The organism is Gordonia sp. 135 (genome assembly GCF_009720185.1).
Lineage (GTDB): Bacteria > Actinomycetota > Actinomycetes > Mycobacteriales > Mycobacteriaceae > Gordonia > Gordonia alkanivorans.
In genome coordinates this window covers 467,641-486,798 of record NZ_CP046257.1, presented here as the reverse complement: position 1 = coordinate 486,798, position 19,158 = coordinate 467,641, and the positions used below count along the sequence as shown (strand labels likewise).

Below are 19,158 nucleotides of genomic sequence, written 5' to 3'. Positions count from 1 at the left end.
GTCACCGACCGCCCGGAGCGATCTTGAGCATCCGCCCGACGGTCGCCTGCCACAGGGTCCCATCCGCGGTGATGGTGCCGGTGAGTTCGAGAGGTTCGTCGATCGGCGCGTGCCCGAGATGGCGGGTCTCGACGCGGCGTCCGGTCGTGAAATCCGTTGCGATGTAGTCCACGGGCCCCAACTGCTGCGGTAGCCCCGCCATCAGCGGGCCGTATCCGAGGGCATGGATCAGGCCGTCCGCGCGCGAGAGCTTGGGCAGCGTCGCGATCCGGTCGGAGTTCTCCCAGACCCGCTCGCACCCGCCGTCGTCGACGTCGATGCGGGTCATGCCGCCGACGAACGGGGCGTCCGCGGGCACCGCGGGGCCGTTGACCGCCATCGGCGGATACTGGTAACCGTACGTGCTGGGGATGACGAGCGAATTCCCCCAGGCCATCGGCGAGTTCTCCGTACCCGGCCCCGATCGGCCGAAGGCGCGGATGCGGCACACCTCGGACCCGTCGTCACTGCGGAAGACCCGAAGGTCCGGCCGGTCGGCGTTGTCGACGATCCCGACCCACCCATCCCCACCGGGTCCGAAATACGTTGGCGTGGTGCCCGATCCCCAGGTGAGCTGACCGGGTTTGCGCCCCGGACCACGGTCATATCCGCGGCGCCAGACGACCTTCGGCGCGGCTCCGGGTTCGGCGCGCATCTCGTAGAGCGCATGGGTCGTGAGGATCGACGCGCCCGATCGTCTGATGGAGAGGCCGTTGCCGAGCGCCTCCCCTGTCGGCAGTCGCGTCGATCGGACCCGCTTGTCCCCGTCCACCGTCCCCACCACCCCGCGCGTCGTTGCGAACCAGATCCGGCCGTCGAAATCCGGAGCGAGACCGGTGATCGCATCACCGGCCGGGATGTGGTCCGAGACATCGACGCGGTCATCGACGTAGACCCGCCAGCCCGATGCCGTCTTCCGGTGCGCCACACGGAGAACCGAACCGGATCCGTCGGCGACGACAACACGGTCGCGGTCGTCGAGGTAGCCGTACACGCCGCCGAGCAGGCCACCCTTCGTCAGCTGCGTCGACGCCAGCGGTTGCGCCGTGCGGGGATCGAACAGGACCACCGTCGGCGCCGCGAACGCCGGCGGCGCCACCGCGACGAACTGTGTGCACAGCGCGACCGGCATCCCGTCGCGGCCGACGAAGGTCGCCGCGCAGGCACCGCCGGGGATCGACGACGCGGCGAGTCGCGCACCGCGTCCCGGCCCTCGATGCCCGGTTGTGTCGGTGGACGCCAGGTCTCCGTGCATCAGCGAGGTGTCCGACGGGCCGAGGCCGGTTGGCGGCGAGTCAGGCTGGGCTGCTGCGGGATACGCAACGGCCACGGACGCGACCAGCGCGAGGGCGACCATCCACAGCCGGGTTCGCTTCATGGGTGGTCAAGCTACCGGGACGAACCGAAGTGCGGAAGGGTTGCGCGCGCACTGTAACCCTCGATGCCCGAGGTGCGAGGAGCGCCGGCGACGTGCACCGAAGTCCTGGTGGAGTCAGATCACCAGACCGAGCGCCAGCACGACGACCAGGCCGCTCACCGAGAGCAGGGTCTCCATCATCGACCAGGTCTTGAAGGTCTGGCCGACGGTCATGCCGAAGTACTCCTTGACCAACCAGAAGCCGGCATCGTTGACGTGCGACAGGAAGACCGAGCCGGCACCGATCGCGAGAACGACCAGCGAGACCTCACCCGAGCTCAATCCGTCGACGAGTCCGAGCATCAGCGACGACGCGGTGATCGTCGCGACGGTCGCGGAGCCGGTGGCCAGGCGGATCAGCGCGGCGAGCACCCAGGCGAGGACGAGGATCGGGACGTTCGCGCCGGTGGCCCAGTCGGCCAGGAGCGTGCCGATTCCCGTGTCGACGAGGACTTGCTTGAAACCGCCGCCGGCGGAGACGATCAGCAGGATGCCGGCGATGGCGGGCAACGCCGCACCGGTGCACTTCGAGATCGTCTCGCGGTCCATCCCCGAGCCGCGGCCGAGGGTGAACATCGCGACGACGACGGCGATGAGCAGGGCGATCAGCGGCGTACCGAGGATGTCGAGAACGCGACGCAGGAGCTGGTCCTCGTCGGAGATGAAGATCTCGGCGAGCGCCTTGCCCAGCATCAGGACGACCGGCAGCAGGACGCTGAACATGGTGACGGCGAAGGAGGGCCTCTTGGTGGTCGGACCGTCGTCGGGGTCGACGTCGAAGGTGTGTGGCGCCTCGACCGTCACCCACTTTCCGGCGACGGTGGCGAACAGCGGGCCCGAGACGATGATCGTCGGGATCGCCACGCCCACACCGAGTGCGAGGGTGAGGCCGAGGTCGGCGCCGAGGGCGTCGATCGCCACGAGCGGGCCCGGGTGCGGTGGCACGAAGCCGTGCATGGCCGAGAGGCCTGCCAGCGCGGGGATGCCGATCGGGATCAGCCCCAGGCCCGAGCGTCTGGCCACCAGATAGATCACCGGCATCAGGAGGACGAGGCCGATCTCGAAGAACATCGGCAGACCGATGATCGCGCCGACGAGCGCCATCGCCCACGGCAGCATCCGTGGGGAGGCATGGCCGACGATCGTGTCCACGATCTCGTCGGCGCCCCCGGAATCGGCGAGGAGTTTCGCGAACATCGCACCGAGAGCGATCAGGATGCCGACACCGGCTGCGGTCGAACCGAATCCGGTGGTGAACGAATCCAGCACCGTCGGGATCGACTCCCCCGCGACGATGCCGACCGTGGCACCGCCGCCGACCAGCGCGAGGAACGGGTGGACCTTGGCGACGGTGATCGCGATGACGATGACCGCGATACCGGTCAGCGCCGCGACGACGAGCTGCCAGCCCGGCGCGACCGGCTCGGGCAGATCCGCACTCGCGGCGAGGATCGTGGTGGTCGACGACATGTTCAGTTCTCCTCGCCGTCGGGGAGCGACGCGACGAGCTCGTCGACGATGGCGTCCACACTCTGGTCCACGTCGACGGTCAGGCCGCGCTCATCGGGGGTCAGGGGTTCGAGGGTCTCGAACTGGGATTTCAGCAGCGCCGTCGGCATGAAGTGCCCCGGCCGCGATGCCTGCCGGCGGGCGATGACCTCGACCGAGCCGACGAGGTGCGCGAACAGCACCGATGACTCGTGCCCGCGCAGACGGTCACGGTACTCGTGCTTGAGAGCGGAGCAGCTCATCACCCCGCCGTCACCGTGCTCGGCGAGCCAGGCGCCGATGGACTCCAGCCACGGGCGGCGGTCGTCATCGTCGAGCGGCCGACCCGCCGACATCTTGGCAATGTTCTCCTCCGAGTGGAAGTCGTCGGCGTCGGCGAACGGAACGCGAAGACGCTGCGCCAACGCGGCTCCCACTGTCGACTTCCCCGACCCGGAAACACCCATCACGACCACCGGTGATCGCATGCCAACTCCTCCACATCGCTGTGCTGCTGATCACGGAGACTGCCTCAATAGTCATACTTATGCAAGTCTCTTGAGCAATACGTACGCACATTCGCTCCTTGCGCCGCTAATGAGAAGATGAAAGCGTGAGTCAGAGCACAGGCGGGACCACGGAGCGCCACGACGAGACCCTTGCCGCCATCGGTAGGCGCATCGTCTCGGGGGCACAGCCGGCGGGCAGCGTGCTGACGCTCGACGCCATCTGCACCGAGCACGGGGTGTCGCGGACCGTGGCACGCGAGGTGATCAAGGTCCTCGAATCGATGGGACTCGTCGAGTCGCGGCGCCGGGTCGGCATCACCATCCAGCCGCGCACCAGGTGGAGCGTGTTCGACCCGCGACTGATCCGGTGGCGTCTCGACGGCGCGGACCGTGCGGAGTTTCTCGCGACCCTGTCGGAGCTACGACGCGGATTCGAGCCCGTGGCGGCCGCGCTGGCGGCGGAACGAGCGAACGAGCACCACTGCCGCATCCTCGCGGCCGCGGTGTCGGACATGTCCGTCCACGGACGGACCGGCGACCTCGAGTCGTACCTGCTGGCCGACAAGGTCTTTCACCGCACCCTGCTCGAGGCGAGCGGCAACGAGATGTTCCGGTCGCTGGCCGACGTCGTCGGCGAGGTGCTCGCCGGTCGAACCCATCACGGGATGATGCCGCCGACCCCGAACCCGGCCGCGATCGCACTGCACGACGACGTGGCGAGAGCGATACGCCTCCGCGACCCGAAGGCCGCGGAGGCGTCGATGCGAGAGATCATCACCGAGGCGGCGGCAGCCGTCTCCCCCTCGCTGCCTGGGGTGCGAGCCTCGAAGGCCGACTAGACCAGCAGCTCGGCGATCTGAATGGTGTTGAGAGCAGCGCCCTTTCGGAGGTTGTCACCCGAGACGAACAGCGCGAGGCCGCGACCGTCCGGGACACCCGGATCCTGGCGGATACGACCCACGAGCGAGTTGTCCTTGCCGGCCGCGGCGAGCGGCGTCGGCACGTCGGTGAGCTCGACTCCGGCTGCGGCACCGAGGATCTCCTGGGCACGAGCAACCGACAGCGGCTCGGCGAATTCCGCGTTGATCGACAGCGAGTGTCCGGTGAACACGGGCACACGCACGCAGGTTCCGCTGACGAGAAGCTCGGGGAGACCGAGGATCCTGCGCGACTCGTTGCGCAGCTTCTGATCCTCGTCGGTCTCGCCGGTGCCGTCGTCGACGAGCGAACCGGCAAGTGCCACAACGTTGAACGCAATGGGTGCGACGTACTTGTTCGGGGCCGGGAAGTCGACGGCCGAGCCGTCGTGGACCAGCTTCTCGGCGTCGCCGACGACGGCGCGCACCTGTCCGGCGAGTTCCTCGACGCCGGCCAGACCGCTACCGGAGACCGCCTGGTAGCTCGAGATGATCAGACGCTGCAGTCCGGCTTCGTCGTGCAGCGGCTTGAGCACCGGCATGGCTGCCATGGTGGTGCAGTTGGGGTTGGCGATGATGCCCTTGGGCGGGTTCTTCGCCAGCTCCCCGTTGACCTCCGAGACCACCAGCGGCACATCGGGATCCTTGCGCCACGCCGACGAGTTGTCGATCACGGTGACACCGGCGGCGGCGAACCGCGGCGCCTGCTCGCGGGACATCGTGGCGCCCGCGGAGAACAGGGCGATGTCGAGACCGGCGGGATCGGCGGTGGCCGCATCCTCCACCACGATCTCCCCGTCACCCCACGGCAGCTTCTTGCCCGCCGACCGCGGCGATGCGAAGAAGCGCACCTCGTCGGCCGGGAAGTTGCGCTCTTCCAGGAGGGTTCGCATGACGGCACCGACCTGACCGGTCGCGCCGACGACTCCGATACGTACACCCATGATCAGCGACCCGTTCCTGCGTAGACGACGGCTTCTTCTTCGCCACCGAGATCGAAGGCGGCGTGCAGTGCGCGCACGGCGTCGTCGAGTTCGGTGTCGCGGCACAGCACCGAGATGCGGATCTCCGAGGTGGAGATCAGCTCGATGTTCACGCCGGCCTCGCTCAAGGCCTCACAGAAGGTGGCGGTGACGCCCGGGTGCGACTTCATGCCGGCGCCGACGAGGGAGACCTTGCCGATGTGGTCGTCGTACAGCAGTTCGGTGAAGCCGATCTCCTCGCGCAGCTTGGTGAGCTTCTCGACACCAAGCGGGCCGAGCTCGCGCGGCAGGGTGAAGGTGATGTCGGTCTTGCCGGTGTCGACTTTCGAGATGTTCTGCAACACCATGTCGATGTTGATCTCGGCGTCGGCGACGGCACGGAACACCTTGGCGGCGTAGCCCGGCTTGTCGTCGAGACCCACGACGGTGATCTTGGCTTCGCTGCGATCGTGTGCGACGCCGGTGAGAATGGCTTCTTCCACGGGAATGTCCTCCATCGATCCGGTCACCACGGTGCCGGGTTTGGTCGAGTACGACGAGCGCACGTGAACGGGAACGTTGTACCGGCGGGCGTATTCCACGCACCGCAGCATCAGGACCTTCGCGCCGCAGGCCGCGAGCTCGAGCATCTCCTCGAAGGAGACCTTGTCGAGGCGGCGGGCGTCGGGGACGATGCGCGGGTCGGCGGAGTACACGCCGTCGACGTCGGTGTAGATCTCGCAGACGTCGGCCTCGAGGGCCGCTGCCAGCGCGACGGCGGTGGTGTCGGAGCCTCCGCGGCCGAGGGTGGTGATGTCCTTGGTGTCCTGCGAGACACCCTGGAACCCGGCGACCAGCACGATCTTGCCCTCGTCGAGTGCGCTGCGAACGCGTCCCGGCGTGACGTCGATGATCTTGGCCTTGCCATGTGAGCTCGTCGTGATGACGCCGGCCTGTGAGCCGGTGAACGACTGAGCATGTGCACCAAGCGAACTGATGGCCATCGCCACCAGCGCGTTGGAGATGCGCTCACCCGAGGTCAGGAGCATGTCCATCTCGCGCGCCGGGGGCGCCGGGTTGACCTGCTGGGCGAGGTCGAGCAGTTCGTCCGTTGTGTCGCCCATCGCCGAGACGACGACGACAACGTCGTTGCCCTGTTTCTTCGTCTCGACGATGCGCTCGGCAACGCGACGGATGCGTTCGGCCGTTGCGACCGAGGATCCGCCGTACTTCTGCACCACGAGGGCCACGTCGAGTTACCTCCCGCCGGCTCGTGCGCCGGTTCGATAGACGTCAGCTTGCTTCGGACAACCTTACCGGGCAGCAGGTTGCAGCTCTGACCTGGTCACCGACGTTCTGTGATCCGTCGCACACGGCACGTCGCCGGTGGTCGTCCGCGACGACCTAGGATTCCACGGGTGGCCACCCCTACCGACGTCGACGATCCGGGCCGTCGTCCCGACCCCGACCCGGGCACGGGTGGAGTCGACGGCCGGCCGATCTCTCCGGGCGGCTCGACGCCGGCCCGACGCCCCGCCGACCCGGGACCCCCGTTCGCCGACTGGGTCCGCCGGTACCGCTGGTGCCTCGACGCCCTCGTCGTCTATCTGGTCATCCGCGCGATCGGAATCCTCACGCTCGCACGGTTCGCGGACCTGCGCGACATCACGCTCAGCAAGGCGCTCACCGTGTGGGACGGGCAGTGGATGCTGGCGATCGCCACCCACGGATACGACGGGGTGCCGGCGAGCCTGACCGATGCGCGCGGAATCCACACCGCCGACACCGCATATGCCTTCTTCCCCGGGTACCCGTACCTGGTCGGGTTCCTGGCGAAGCTGCCCGGTGTGACGCCGTTCGGTGCGGCGCTGACCCTCAATCTCGTTCTCGGATGCATCGCCGCGGTCGGCGCGGCCCGGCTCGGCATGGTGTGCGCGCGGCTGATGTCCCGTCGCTCCCCCATCGGCCCCGCCCCCGAGCGCGCCACCGGACTGTTCCTGGTGGTGCTCTTCGCGGCGACCCCGATGTCGATCGTGCTCAACATGGCCTACACCGAGGCGATGTTCTGTGCCCTCGCCACGTGGGCACTCATCGGAATCCTCGAGAAACGCTGGCTGCTGGCCGGGGTGATGGCGGGCCTCTGCGGGTTCTGCCGGCCGACCGCCGCGGTCGTCATCGGCGTGGTGGTCCTCGCCGCGCTGGTGTCCCTGTGGACCGGCCGCAGCTCCACCGAGGTCACCGGCGCGGACCGTGCGCGTGCCGCCGCTGCGATCGTCCTCAGTCCGCTGGGATACCTCACCTATCTGGGCGTCGTCTGGGCCCACACCGGTTCGCCGACGGGATGGTTCCGCATCCAGACCGAGGGCTGGGACACCGAGTTCGACTGGGGTGTGGCCGCATTCAACTTCGTCAACGAGCAGCTGGTCAATTCCGCCGAGGTGGCCCCGACCGCGACGTCGTGGATCGTACTGAGCACCCTGGTGATGCTCGGTGTGGCGGTCTGGGCGCGGCTGCCCTGGCCGGTGTTGCTGTTCGGTTCGCTGCTCGTTGCCCAGATCGTGCTGTCGAGCGGCCTGATGATGAGCAGACCGCGACTCCTGTTGCCCGCCTTCGTCCTTCTCATCCCGCTCGCGATGGCTCTCGCCCGGGCGCGGCCGGTGATCGCCGGCCTCGTCGTCGTTCCGATCGTCGTCGGCAGTTCGTGGTTCGGCGCGCACATGCTGACGGTGTTCCCGCACGCGATGTGACCGCGGTTCCGGCGGCTCAGTGCGCGGAGGCCTCGAAACCCGCACAGAGATAACCGATCCCGGCGTCGAGCCGGGCGCGCGGGTCCAACAGGTGTGCGGCGTCGGGGCGTCCGGCGAGACGGGCGAGGTGTTCGGGCACCGCGGCGTCGGACCGTCCGGCGATCACGTCGGAGAGCCGGACCGACGACGCCTCGGAGTCGCCTTGGACCTGATCGTCGATCAGCTTGTCGCCGACGGCCATCAGCGCGACGCCGTGGACGAAGCTCCACACCGTCAGCGCCATGTCGGTGGCACGTTCGATGCCGACACCGAGTTCCAGGAAACCCGCGGACAGCCAGTCGAGACATTCCAGCGAGGCCTCGCCGTAACTGAGCCGAGGTGACGAATAGGCCAGCACCACCCAGGGGTGACGCCGGTACAGCTCCCAGTCGACGTCGACGGCGATCCGGACCCGCTCCTGCCACGACGGCGCGTCCTCGTAGGGGTAGGGATAGCGCTGCGTGACCTCTTCTGACATCGCCAGCAGGAGGGCCTCCTTATCGGCGACGTGCCGGTAGAGCGACATCGCCCCGACCCCGAGCTCGTCGGCGACCCGCCGCATCGAGAGACCGTTCAGTCCCCGGGCGTCGGCGATCCCGATCGCGGCGTCGACGATGACCGCCGGCGACAACTTGGTCGTGCCAGATGTCACCTGCTCGCCCCTCCTGGTCCTCCGCGGGAATAAACGGATTGCGTACAGCGTACTCACCTGGCGTACGCTTGCCCGCGTACACCGTACGCGCCCTCGCTGGACGAGCAGATGAGGACCGCTGCGACGAACCTTGTCGAAACCCCATCTGCGAAACCATCGAGGAGCACATCGTGTCCACCCGCCTCGGCCCGTCGGATCGGCAACTTCCGGGTACCGCCGACCGACGAACCTGGCTGGGACTCGCGGTGCTCACGCTGCCCGTGTTCCTGGTGTCGATGGACGTCTCCGTCCTCTATCTCGCGATCCCCTCGATCACCGACGCGCTCGCGCCGTCGGCGGCCCAGCAACTGTGGATCCTGGACATCTACGGCTTCCTGATCGCCGGCCTGCTGATCACGATGGGCAATCTCGGCGACCGCATCGGACGGCGTCGCATCCTGCTCGCCGGAGCCGCGGTGTTCGGCGCGGCGTCGATCCTCGCCGCCTTCGCACCCACGGCCGGAATCCTCATCGCCGCTCGCGCCCTGATGGGTGTCGGCGGGGCGACGCTGATGCCGTCGAGCCTGTCGCTGATCGCCAACATGTTCTCCGACGACCGGGAGCGCGGCCGCGCCATCGGCGTCTGGACGGCAGCCTTCGCCGGTGGCGCCGCGGTCGGCCCGGTCATCGGCGGCGTGCTGCTGCACCACTTCTGGTGGGGCTCGGCCTTCCTCATCAACGTGCCGGTGCTGGCCGCCCTCCTCATCCTCGGCCCCCGACTCATCCCCGAGTACAAGGCACCCTCGACCGCACGGTTCGACGTGCTCGGCGTCGTGCTGTCGATGGCCGGCATCCTGCCCGTCGTCTACGCGGTGAAGACCATCGCGAGCGACGGCGCCGACGCGGGCGTCATCGTCATCGGGCTCGCCGGCCTGGCACTGCTCGCCGGCTTCGTGGTCCAGCAACGCAACTCCGCGGCACCACTTCTCGACCTCAAGCTGTTCCGGAACGCCCACTACGTCGGCGCGATCTCGGTGGCGCTCGTCGGCATGATGGCCCTCGGCGGGATGTCCTATCTGACCGGTGTCTACCTGCAGTCGGTGATGGGGCATGACGTCCTTGCCGCGGCGGTGGCCGGACTCCCGATGGCGGTCGCGGTGGCGGTGTTCTCGATCGGCGCCTCCCGGATCGCTACGGTGGTCGGCACCCGCGCGGCGTTCCTCGGGTCGATCGTGCTGGCGGCGGCCGGCAACTTCGGTTTGCTCGCGCTGACCACGTCGTCGCCGATCTGGGTGTACCTCGTCTTCACGTTCATCGCCGGTATCGGTTACGGCATCCAGTTCAGCCTGGTGTCGGTCGTCGTCGTGGGCGCGGTCCCACCGGAGCGGTCGGGCTCGGCGTCGGGGATCTCGGAAACAAGCTTCGAACTCGGCAACGCGCTCGGACTCGCCCTGTTCGGTTCGCTTGCCACGCTGGTGTTCCGCGGACATCGCGACGGCTGGTCGTTCGGCGACACACTCGGTGAGACGCTCCATCGCGCCCTCGAGATGGGTACGCCGGGCGACGGACTCGCGACCGCGGCCCGCCAGGCCTACGTCGACGGCATGCACGCGGCGTCGCTCGCGATCGGGATCTCGATGACCGTTCTCGGCATCGGGGTGTTCTTCGCGATGCGCAAGCCGCTGACGCCCTGGACTGCCGATGCCCGGACCGTGACCGACGAACCGCAGGAGGGTTCGCCGCTACCCTCGACCAAGTGCATGAACTGATCGAAGGACGATGGAGCGCGCGGGGTTACGACCCCGCCGCCACCATCTCCGTCGCGAACCTCACGACCATCGTCGACGCCGGGCGGTGGGCACCCACCTGGGGGCGCATGCAGCCGGTCCGGTTTGTCGTCGGCCGACGCGGAGACGCCACCTTCGACGCCCTCACCGGCGTCCTGACCCGGGGGAACTCGGGCTGGGCACCGCGGGCGGCCGCGTTGGTGCTGGTGTGCACCACGGATCGTCCCGACGACCCGAAGGAACACACATACGCGGCGGTCGACGTTGGTCTCGCCGTATCGCAGATGATCCTGCAGGCCGAGGCACTCGGCTTCAACGGCCACCCGATGGCCGGCTTCGACGCCGCCGCCGCGACCGCGGCCTTCGACATCCCCGCCGACAAGCGGCCTCTCGTACTCCTGGGGATCGGCGCACTCGTCGAGGACACCGCGTCGTTGCCCGAGGACATCCGCGACCGCGACGAGCGCCCGCGGACCCGCCTGACGCTCGACGAGGTCGCGTTCGCCGGACGGTGGGGACGGCCCGCGTTCACCGCGCCCGACGCGTGAAACGTCCCCGCCGCGATCGATGATCGCGACGGGGACGTCCTTGTTCTCATGCGGCCGTGTGCCGATTCGGCGTCAGGGACTTCAGCCGACGAGCTCGGGTTCCTGTTCGGTCCGCTCGGCCTCGGCGCGCATGGCCTTGTCCTTGGTCTCCACGATCAGGATCGTGCAGACCACACTGATCGCGGACAGGCCGGCGAGCAGGACACCCACCCAGATCGCACCGGGTCCGGCGATCAGCGGGGCGGCGATCAGCGGCGGGATTGCTCCGCCGAAGATCCCGGCGAGGTTGTAGCCCATGCCGGCACCGGTGTAGCGGTAGCGCGCCTCGAACAGTTCGGGGAGCAGCGCACCCGCCGGGCCGTAGGCGATGCCGAAGATCAGCAGGGTTCCGATCAGGCCGACGACGAAGGCGAAGCCGCCGCCGATCTCGAGGATCGGGAACAGGACCAGCGCCCACGGGATGGCGATGATGCACGAGGTCAGGATGACCCGACGTCGACCGACCCGGTCGGACCACATCGCCGACGCCGCGGTCGACAGGCCGAAGACGATCGCGGCGATCATGCCCGCGCTCAGCACGAACGTGCGGGACAGGTCGAGGCTCTTGGTGCCGTAGTTCGTGAGGAAGGCCGTGCCCATGTAGAAGAGGGAGAACAGGCTCGCCAGCGCACCGCCGGCGATGAGGATCTCTTTCCACTGGTATCGGAAGGCATCCATGAAGGGCAGTGCGGGCCCGTCTGCGGCCTCGGACTGAAGTGCCTTGCGGCGCTGGACTTCCTGGAAGACCGGGGTCTCCGCGACGGCGAGCCGCACCCAGAGGCCGACTGCGACGAGAGCGAACGACAGGATGAAGGGGATACGCCAGCCGTAGTCGAGGAAGGCCGAGCTCGTCTCGCCGAGGGTCAGCGTGGCGATGAGGAACGTCAAACTCGACAGGAAGAATGCGAACGCCGGTCCGAGCTGCGGGAACATCGCGTACAGACCACGTTTTCCGGGAGGTGCGTATTCGGCCGTGAGCAGCGTCGCGCCGGCCCATTCACCGCCCACCGCGAAGCCCTGCAGGAATCGCAGTACGACAAGGGCGATGGGAGCCGCGATCCCGATGCCCGATTCGGCGATGCCGAAGACTCCGGTCTCGTACCCCGGGAGGAGTCCGATCGCCACGGTCGCGATGCCCATGATCAGCAGCGTCCACACGAGCGTCCGCTTGCGGCCGATCCGGTCACCGAAGTGCCCGAACAGCATGGCGCCGACCGGGCGTGCGAAGAACGCCACGGCGAAGGTCGCGAAGGATGCGATCGTGCCGGTCACCTCGTCAGCTGCCGGGAAGAACACCGTCGGGAACACCAGCGCGGCCGCGGTGCCGTAGATGAAGAAGTCGTAGAACTCGATGGTCGTGCCGATCGAGCTGGCGGCCGCGACGCGTCGGAGGCTGGTGGGCTTCGCGTCGGGCGGCGTCTGGGGGTCGGGCGGTAAGTCAGCGCGAGGCGGATCGGCGGGGATCGTGGTCACTGGCGTCGTCCTTCTGTGCAGGCGGCCGCGTCGCGGTTGAGCGGCTCTGTCGAAGACCGGGCGCGAAGCCCGTACACCCCTCCGGGCGCGGGAATGAGTTCGGTCACTCGTGGCTCCTGGTGAGATGCATGTCATAGCTTCACCGGGCCCGCCCCTGCACGGCACCCCCCGAAGAGGGGGCGCGGAGGGGTCAGTTCACGATGGCTGTCGCCTCGATCTCGACCAGCACCTCCGGTTCGTACAGCGCCTGCACGCCGATCAGCGTGGCCGGCGGCATCGGCGTGGGCAGTCCCACCTCGTCTGCCACGGCTCCGATCCCGGCCATGAAGTCCCCGATCTTCGCCGGTTCCCAGTCGGTCACGTACACCGTCAGACGCACGACGTCGCCGAAATCCGCGCCTGCGCCGCGCAAGCCGCGGGCGACGTTCCGCAGCGTCTGGGCGACCTGTCCGGCGAGGTCGGCCGGGATCGGCGATCCGTCACCGGTGTGAGCCACCTGTCCGGCGAGGTACACGTGTCGGGTGCCGGTTCCCACCGCAACGTGGTGGTACGGGGCGTTCGGCAGCATGCCTTCGGGCCTGGAGAGCGTGACGGACATGTGTTCCTCCTGGTCTTTGTAGGTATCGCTTGTATACTTGGTTCCGTTCGGTTACTTCAACGAAACCAGGTCTCATGCCCGATACCCCTGCAGCCGCACCGCCCTCGCCGAGAGGCGAACACGAACTGAGGATCGACGCCGCGTCCCGGGAGTTGCTGGGTCAGGTCCTGGACAAGTGGTCCCTGAGCGTGCTGAACGAACTGTGCGAGGCGCCGTCTCGGTTCAACGAACTGCGCCGCGCCATCCCGGCGGTGTCGCAGAAGTCGCTCACCAGCACGCTGCGCCGCCTCGAGCGAAACGGCATCATCGAACGCCGCATGCTCAGCACACGACCGGTCTCCGTCGAGTACCGGATCACGCCGTTGGGCAAGACCGTTCGCGAACCGATCGACGGACTCCTGGAGTGGGCGTCGACGCATCTGCCGGCCATCGACGCCGCGCGCGAGAGGTTCGACGACGAGGTCCTCGGCCCCGACGAGGACCGCTGACGCGGGCCCCGCCTGCCACCGACCGACGGACCAGGAATAGGCTTCCACCTGCACCTTTGGTCTCGATAGCACTGAGGAGTACAGTCGAGCGCATGCAGCGCGCACTCCTTCTCGGTTGCCGCGGCGGGGTCTGACACGACCGGCCCTCCGTCGCGGGGCCCAATCACGCGCCGGTCACTTTCCTTCCAGACACGGAGAATGACCACTCATGGCACCAGCAGACACCTTCACCTCCGGCGCCAGCCGAATCGTCGAGCCGAACGGCCCGATTCCCGCCGACCAGCCCGTATGGAATCCGCAGCGCAACTCCGCGATGCCGGTTCACCGCTACCGTCAGTTCGCCGACGAGGTCGAGACGATCTCGCTGCCCGACCGCACCTGGCCCGACAAGGTCATCACCAAGGCCCCCCTGTGGTGTGCGGTCGACCTGCGTGACGGCAACCAGGCACTGATCGATCCGATGAGCCCGGCGCGCAAGCGTCGCATGTTCGACCTGCTGGTCCGCATGGGCTACAAGGAGATCGAGGTCGGCTTCCCGTCGGCGAGCCAGACCGACTACGACTTCGTCCGCGAGATCATCGAGGACAACGCGATCCCCGACGACGTCACCATCCAGGTCCTGACGCAGTGTCGCGAGGAACTGATCGAGCGCACCTTCGAGGCCTGCCGCGGTGCCGCGAACGTGATCGTGCACTTCTACAACTCCACCTCGGTGCTGCAGCGCCGGGTGGTCTTCCGTGCCGACAAGCCGGCCATCGTCAAGATCGCCACCGACGCCGCCCACAAGGTGCTCGAGGTGGAGAAGAACTACCCCGACACCAACTGGCGCTACGAGTACTCGCCGGAGTCCTACACGGGCACCGAGCTGAGCTTCGCCAAGGAGGTCGTCGACGCGGTCACCGAGATCATCGCCCCCACCCCCGAGAAGCCGATGATCGTCAACCTGCCCGCGACCGTCGAGATGGCCACGCCGAACGTCTACGCGGACTCGATCGAGTGGATGCACCGCAACCTGGCCCGCCGCGACTCGATCATCCTGAGCCTGCACCCGCACAACGACCGCGGAACCGGTGTCGCCGCAGCCGAACTGGGCTTCCAGGCCGGCGCCGACCGCATCGAGGGCTGCCTCTTCGGCAACGGTGAGCGCACCGGCAACGTGTGCCTGGTGACCCTGGGCATGAACATGTTCAGCCGCGGCGTCGACCCGCAGATCAGCTTCTCCGACATCGACGAGATCCGTCGCACCGTCGAGTACTGCAACCAGCTGAACGTCCCCGAGCGCCATCCGTACGGCGGCGATCTGGTCTTCACCGCCTTCTCCGGCAGCCACCAGGACGCCATCAACAAGGGCCTCGACCAGATGAAGTACGACGCCGACGACGCCGATTCCGACGTCGACGACATCGTCTGGGCGGTCCCGTATCTGCCGATCGACCCCAAGGACGTCGGCCGCAGCTACGAAGCGGTCATCCGCGTGAACAGCCAGTCCGGCAAGGGTGGCGTCGCCTACATCATGAAGGCCGACCACGGCATGAACCTGCCGCGCCGCCTGCAGATCGAGTTCAGCCGCGAGATCCAGAAGATCACCGACGGCGAGGGCGGCGAGGTCAATCCCAAGGAGATGTGGGACGTCTTCGCCCAGAACTACCTGCACCCGGTCTGGCCGCTGGAACGCATCCGCCAGAAGGTCGACGCAGCCGAGGTCGACGGCGGCGAGGACCACATCACCGCGGTGGTGAAGATCGAGGGCAACGAGCGCGAGATCACCGGCTCGGGCAACGGTCCGCTGGCCGCCTTCGTCGACGCCCTGGGCACCGTCGGCTACGAGGTCCGGGTCCTGGACTACAGCGAGCACGCCCTGACCGCCGGCGGCGACGCCAGCGCTGCGGCGTACGTCGAGACCGAGGTCAACGGCGAGACCGTCTGGGGTGTCGGCGTGGCGTCGTCGATCACCACCGCCAGCCTGCGTGCCGTGGTCTCCGCGGTCAACCGCGCCTACCGCGTCGCCTCGACCCCCGCCGCCGAGGACGAAGCCGCACCGCGCACCTGGGCTCCGTAGAGACCCTCGCGTAGCCGAGAACCGAGTATCTGGCCGCTGGGCCGGGACCACGTCGACGGGTGATCCTCGTCGGGGGTCCCGGCCCTTTGCGCACCTCCGTGACGGCGGACCGTCGAGACGGCACAACGCCGTATCCCTCGCTTCAGGATTTTGTATACGGTTGCGACATGGTAGCCACGACAACCCGCGAGTTGTATCTGGAGACCGGCCTCGCCGTACTCGCCGATTCCGGATACAGCGCGTTGAAGCTGTCCGAGGTGTGCAATCGACTCGGGGTCACCAGCGGCTCGTTTTATCACTTCTTCAAGAACTGGTCGGACTACACCACCCAGCTGATCGACCACTGGCTCGACTCGCGCACCCAGGTGGAGGTCGCGGCCGTCCAGGCCGAACCCGATCCGCTGCGCCGGATGATCGAGCTCATCGAGTTCGCGGTGTCCCTCCCCCACGAGGCGGAGGCCGCGATCCGCACGTGGGCGGCGATGAACCCGGACGTCCGCGAGGTCCAGCAGGCCGCCGACCGGTCGCGCTACGACGTGGTCTTCGACATCGCGATGGAGTTGCTCGACGACCGGGTCGCCGCCCATCGGTATTCGAGCTGGGCCAACTTCGTCCTCACCGGATACGAACAGACCACTCTCCCCGAGGACCGTGAGGCCCTGCGGTGGGCGGCCGAGCAGTTCATCGAGTCCCTGGCGGGTGCGGCCCGGCAACGGCGTGACGGCCAGATCGTGACGACGGATGGGCGCCCCCAGGCACCGGTGGTTGCCCGCGACTGACCTGCCGGTACCGGCGCCCCATGCCCCTCGTGCGGGAACAAAACGGACCGTGGTTTCATTTACCGATCATGAAGAAGATCGGTCTCCTGTCGTTCGGTCACTGGTCGGAGTCGCCCGGATCGCAGGTCCGCACGGCCGCCGACACGTTGCTGCAGTCGATCGACCTCGCCGTGGCCGCCGAGGAACTGGGCGCCGACGGCGCGTACTTCCGGGTGCACCACTTCGCGCGCCAGTTGGCGTCGCCGTTTCCGTTGCTGTCGGCGGTCGGCGCCAAGACCAGCCGGATCGAGATCGGCACCGGCGTCATCGACATGCGCTAGCGCATGTCGGGGTTGTGGCGTTGGCGCGAACGGCTCTGCCGTTTACAGGTATCGGCAGACCTGGTCCGCGCTGCACGAGTCGGGGTCGGGCTGCGCGGCGTCGTGCCTGAGCTCGGCGATGGTGTCTCGGAGCGCTGTGAGCTGGGCGATCTGCTGCTCGATCTCGGCGAGGCGCGCGTCGAGGAGGTCGCGCACGTGCTCGCAGGGAGCAGCGCCGCCGTCGCGGATTTCGAGGATCTGGCGGATCTGGGCGAGGGTGAGGCCCGCGGCCTGGCCGCGGTGGACGAAGTCGATCCGGGCGGCCGTCTCGGGCGCGTAGTCGCGGTATCCGGACGGCGTGCGCTCGGCCGGGGGCAGCAGGCCCTGCTCCTCGTAGAACCGCAGCGTCTTCGCCGTCGTTCCCGCCCGCTCGGCGAGTTCCCCGATGCGCATCGCAGGCCCCCTGTTCTTTCGGCAGAAGTCCTCTTGACCTTCCCCTGCACTGGAAGGTCCAGTATGGCTGAGATAGACCGGAAGTCCAAGTATTGACAGGAGCTGCGATGCCCACGAAGTACGACCTCGCCATCATCGGATCGGGCGGCGGTGCGTTCGCCGCCGCGATCCGCGCGACCACGCTCGGCAAGTCGGTGGTGATGATCGAGCGCGGGACGCTCGGCGGCACCTGCGTGAACACCGGCTGCGTGCCGTCGAAGGCCCTGATCGCCGCGGCCGACGCATGGCACTCCGCGGCCGACGCCGCCGACCGGTTCCCGGGGATCGAGACGACGGCGGGGCCGGTGGACATGCCCGCCCTGATCGCCGGGAAGCAGGCGCTGGTCGAGTCGCTGCGGGGCGAGAAGTACGCCGACGTCGCCGACTCCTACGGGTGGGCCGTCCGCCGCGGGGACGCCGCGTTCGCCGGCACCCCCGACGCACCGGTCCTCCAGGTCGCCGAGGACGACGGCAGCACCGAGACGATCGAGGCCGCGCACTACCTGGTCGCGACTGGCTCTCGGCCGTGGGCCCCGCCGATCGACGGCCTGGACGAGACCGGGTACCTGACCTCGACCACGGCGATGGAGCTGACCGAACTCCCTGAGTCCCTGCTCGTGCTCGGCGGCGGCTACGTCGCCCTGGAGCAGGCGCAGCTGTTCGCCCGGCTCGGCTCCCAGGTCACCGTGCTGGCCCGGTCCCGGCTCGCGTCGAAGGAGGAGCCGGAGGTGTCCAGGACGCTGCAGGAGGTGTTCGCCGACGAGGGCATCCGGGTGGTCCGCCGCGCGCTGCCGACGCGGGTGTCCCGCGACGCCGCGACCGGGCAGGCCGTCGTCACCGCGGACGTCGCCGGCGGCCGGGAGGAGTTCCGCGCCGACCAGGTGCTCCTCGCCCTCGGACGACGACCGGCCACCGACGGGCTCGGCCTCGACGCGGTCGGGGTCAAGACCGGGGACCTCGGCGAGGTGGTCGTCTCCGACCGGATGCAGTCCTCCCACCCGCGGATCTGGGCCGCGGGCGACGTGACCGGCCACCCCGAATTCGTCTACGTCGCCGCCCAGCACGGCACCCTCGTCGCCGAGAACGCGTTCACCGACGCCGACCGGGCCGTGGACTACGCCCGGCTGCCGAGGGTCACGTTCACCGGCCCGGCGATCGGCGCGGTCGGGATGACCGAGAAGGACGTCGTCGCCGCCGGGATCCGCTGCGACTGCCGCGTCCTGCCCCTGCACCACGTGCCCCGCGCCCTGGTCAACCGCGACACCCGCGGCTTCGTCAAGATCGTCGTGGACGCCGACACGGGGAAGATCCTCGGCATCACCGCCGTCGCCAAGGACGCCGGCGAGCTCGCCGCCGCCGGGGTCCACGTGCTCGGCAAGACCGTCGCCGAGGTCGCCGACGCCTGGGCCCCCTACCTGACCATGGCCGAGGGCATCCGGATCGCCGCCAAGGCCTTCACCACCGATCCGTCGCTCCTGTCGTGCTGCGCGTGAACGCGCACGCAGACAATCGGGGGGAACGCTCAGCTGGGAGAGGAACAGACGATGAGCGGCGATAAGGGCCACGACTCGCATCGCGCGGGCGTGCTTGTCGGTGCTGGGACGGGCTTGCTCCTGTTGGCATGCTGCGCGCTTCCGCTGCTGATCTGCTGCGGCCTGCCTCTCCTCGCCGCGGGCGGAGCCCTTGCAGGTATCGGAGGTTTCCTCGGCAACCCTTGGCTCATCGGTGCCGGGATCGCAGTCGGGGTGGCCGTCACAGCGGCGATCGTCCTCCGGCGACTGCCGCGGCACCGACGTCGCTCGACCGGCGGCTGCGGCAATCGTTCGACTACTGACCGGGGTCAGTAG

At 68.5% G+C, this 19,158-nt stretch carries 18 protein-coding genes and 1 pseudogene; 10 read left to right on the top strand and 9 right to left on the bottom strand.

The features are described from left to right. Nucleotide 1: 1 nt before the first annotated feature. The 3 genes from GKZ92_RS02145 to GKZ92_RS02135 form a co-directional block, all read right to left on the bottom strand. Complete coding sequence (locus tag GKZ92_RS02145; protein ID WP_230461886.1) at nucleotides 2-1,417, bottom strand: hypothetical protein; 1,416 nt, start codon at nucleotides 1,415-1,417, stop codon at nucleotides 2-4. Between the two features lie 114 nt (nucleotides 1,418-1,531). Further along, nucleotides 1,532-2,926, bottom strand: a complete 1,395-nt coding sequence (locus GKZ92_RS02140) for a GntP family permease (RefSeq protein ID WP_035754699.1) — start codon at nucleotides 2,924-2,926, stop codon at nucleotides 1,532-1,534. 2 nt (nucleotides 2,927-2,928) lie between these two features. Continuing rightward, on the bottom strand, nucleotides 2,929-3,432 hold the full coding sequence (locus tag GKZ92_RS02135) for a gluconokinase (protein ID WP_035754697.1): 504 nt from the start codon (nucleotides 3,430-3,432) through the stop codon (nucleotides 2,929-2,931). 125 nt (nucleotides 3,433-3,557) lie between these two features. On the opposite strand from GKZ92_RS02135, the gene GKZ92_RS02130 reads away from it, so the two are divergent. After that, complete coding sequence (locus GKZ92_RS02130; protein ID WP_035754695.1) at nucleotides 3,558-4,292, top strand: FadR/GntR family transcriptional regulator; 735 nt, start codon at nucleotides 3,558-3,560, stop codon at nucleotides 4,290-4,292. Here the strand turns inward: GKZ92_RS02130 and GKZ92_RS02125 are convergent. Both GKZ92_RS02125 and GKZ92_RS02120 read right to left on the bottom strand, forming a co-directional pair. After that, the gene (locus tag GKZ92_RS02125) at nucleotides 4,289-5,314 is read right to left on the bottom strand and encodes an aspartate-semialdehyde dehydrogenase (RefSeq protein WP_006358996.1); all 1,026 of its coding nucleotides are present in this window, start codon (nucleotides 5,312-5,314) and stop codon (nucleotides 4,289-4,291) included. The genes GKZ92_RS02130 and GKZ92_RS02125 overlap by 4 nt on opposite strands. A 2-nt stretch (nucleotides 5,315-5,316) precedes the next feature. After that, the gene (locus tag GKZ92_RS02120; RefSeq protein WP_006358995.1) at nucleotides 5,317-6,582 is read right to left on the bottom strand and encodes an aspartate kinase; all 1,266 of its coding nucleotides are present in this window, start codon (nucleotides 6,580-6,582) and stop codon (nucleotides 5,317-5,319) included. Nucleotides 6,583-6,750: 168 nt separating this feature from the next. On the opposite strand from GKZ92_RS02120, the gene GKZ92_RS02115 reads away from it, so the two are divergent. Further along, the gene (locus GKZ92_RS02115; RefSeq protein ID WP_006358994.1) at nucleotides 6,751-8,079 is read left to right on the top strand and encodes a hypothetical protein; all 1,329 of its coding nucleotides are present in this window, start codon (nucleotides 6,751-6,753) and stop codon (nucleotides 8,077-8,079) included. Between the two features lie 16 nt (nucleotides 8,080-8,095). Here the strand turns inward: GKZ92_RS02115 and GKZ92_RS02110 are convergent, their stop codons facing one another. Beyond that, entirely contained in the window at nucleotides 8,096-8,770 is a 675-nt protein-coding gene (locus GKZ92_RS02110; RefSeq protein ID WP_006358993.1) for a TetR/AcrR family transcriptional regulator, read from the bottom strand. A gap of 170 nt (nucleotides 8,771-8,940) precedes the next feature. Between GKZ92_RS02110 and GKZ92_RS02105 the strand changes: the two genes are divergently transcribed. After that, the gene (locus GKZ92_RS02105; protein WP_006358992.1) at nucleotides 8,941-10,518 is read left to right on the top strand and encodes an MFS transporter; all 1,578 of its coding nucleotides are present in this window, start codon (nucleotides 8,941-8,943) and stop codon (nucleotides 10,516-10,518) included. Then, nucleotides 10,506-11,084, top strand: coding sequence for a nitroreductase family protein (locus GKZ92_RS02100; RefSeq protein WP_006358991.1), 579 nt, complete (start codon nucleotides 10,506-10,508; stop codon nucleotides 11,082-11,084). Before GKZ92_RS02105 ends, GKZ92_RS02100 begins: the two co-directional genes overlap by 13 nt. A gap of 81 nt (nucleotides 11,085-11,165) precedes the next feature. On the opposite strand, the gene GKZ92_RS02095 is transcribed toward GKZ92_RS02100, so the two are convergent. Together GKZ92_RS02095 and GKZ92_RS02090 are read right to left on the bottom strand one after the other, a co-directional pair. Next, a complete protein-coding gene (locus GKZ92_RS02095) occupies nucleotides 11,166-12,596 on the bottom strand; it encodes an MFS transporter (protein ID WP_155224958.1) in 1,431 nt (476 codons plus the stop codon). Nucleotides 12,597-12,786: 190 nt separating this feature from the next. Further along, nucleotides 12,787-13,194, bottom strand: coding sequence for a RidA family protein (locus tag GKZ92_RS02090; RefSeq protein ID WP_155224957.1), 408 nt, complete (start codon nucleotides 13,192-13,194; stop codon nucleotides 12,787-12,789). A gap of 74 nt (nucleotides 13,195-13,268) precedes the next feature. On the opposite strand from GKZ92_RS02090, the gene GKZ92_RS02085 reads away from it, so the two are divergent. The 4 genes and pseudogenes from GKZ92_RS02085 to GKZ92_RS02070 all read left to right on the top strand — a co-directional run. After that, a complete protein-coding gene (locus GKZ92_RS02085) occupies nucleotides 13,269-13,682 on the top strand; it encodes a winged helix-turn-helix transcriptional regulator (protein WP_006358988.1) in 414 nt (137 codons plus the stop codon). Between the two features lie 208 nt (nucleotides 13,683-13,890). Beyond that, nucleotides 13,891-15,741, top strand: coding sequence for a 2-isopropylmalate synthase (gene leuA / locus GKZ92_RS02080; RefSeq protein WP_155224956.1), 1,851 nt, complete (start codon nucleotides 13,891-13,893; stop codon nucleotides 15,739-15,741). Between the two features lie 167 nt (nucleotides 15,742-15,908). Next, nucleotides 15,909-16,520 (top strand): TetR/AcrR family transcriptional regulator, encoded by a 612-nt coding sequence (locus GKZ92_RS02075; protein WP_035754691.1) that lies wholly within the window; start codon nucleotides 15,909-15,911, stop codon nucleotides 16,518-16,520. Nucleotides 16,521-16,588: 68 nt separating this feature from the next. Continuing rightward, nucleotides 16,589-16,837: pseudogene (locus GKZ92_RS02070) on the top strand (LLM class flavin-dependent oxidoreductase); the annotation flags it as partial. A gap of 45 nt (nucleotides 16,838-16,882) precedes the next feature. On the opposite strand, the gene GKZ92_RS02065 reads toward GKZ92_RS02070, so the two are convergent. Beyond that, a complete protein-coding gene (locus GKZ92_RS02065; RefSeq protein WP_005464729.1) occupies nucleotides 16,883-17,272 on the bottom strand; it encodes a heavy metal-responsive transcriptional regulator in 390 nt (129 codons plus the stop codon). A gap of 107 nt (nucleotides 17,273-17,379) precedes the next feature. Between GKZ92_RS02065 and merA the strand changes: the two genes are divergently transcribed. Beyond that, a complete protein-coding gene (merA, locus tag GKZ92_RS02060) occupies nucleotides 17,380-18,804 on the top strand; it encodes a mercury(II) reductase (RefSeq protein WP_005464728.1) in 1,425 nt (474 codons plus the stop codon). Between the two features lie 51 nt (nucleotides 18,805-18,855). After that, nucleotides 18,856-19,158, top strand: a complete 303-nt coding sequence (locus GKZ92_RS02055; protein ID WP_077138298.1) for a hypothetical protein — start codon at nucleotides 18,856-18,858, stop codon at nucleotides 19,156-19,158.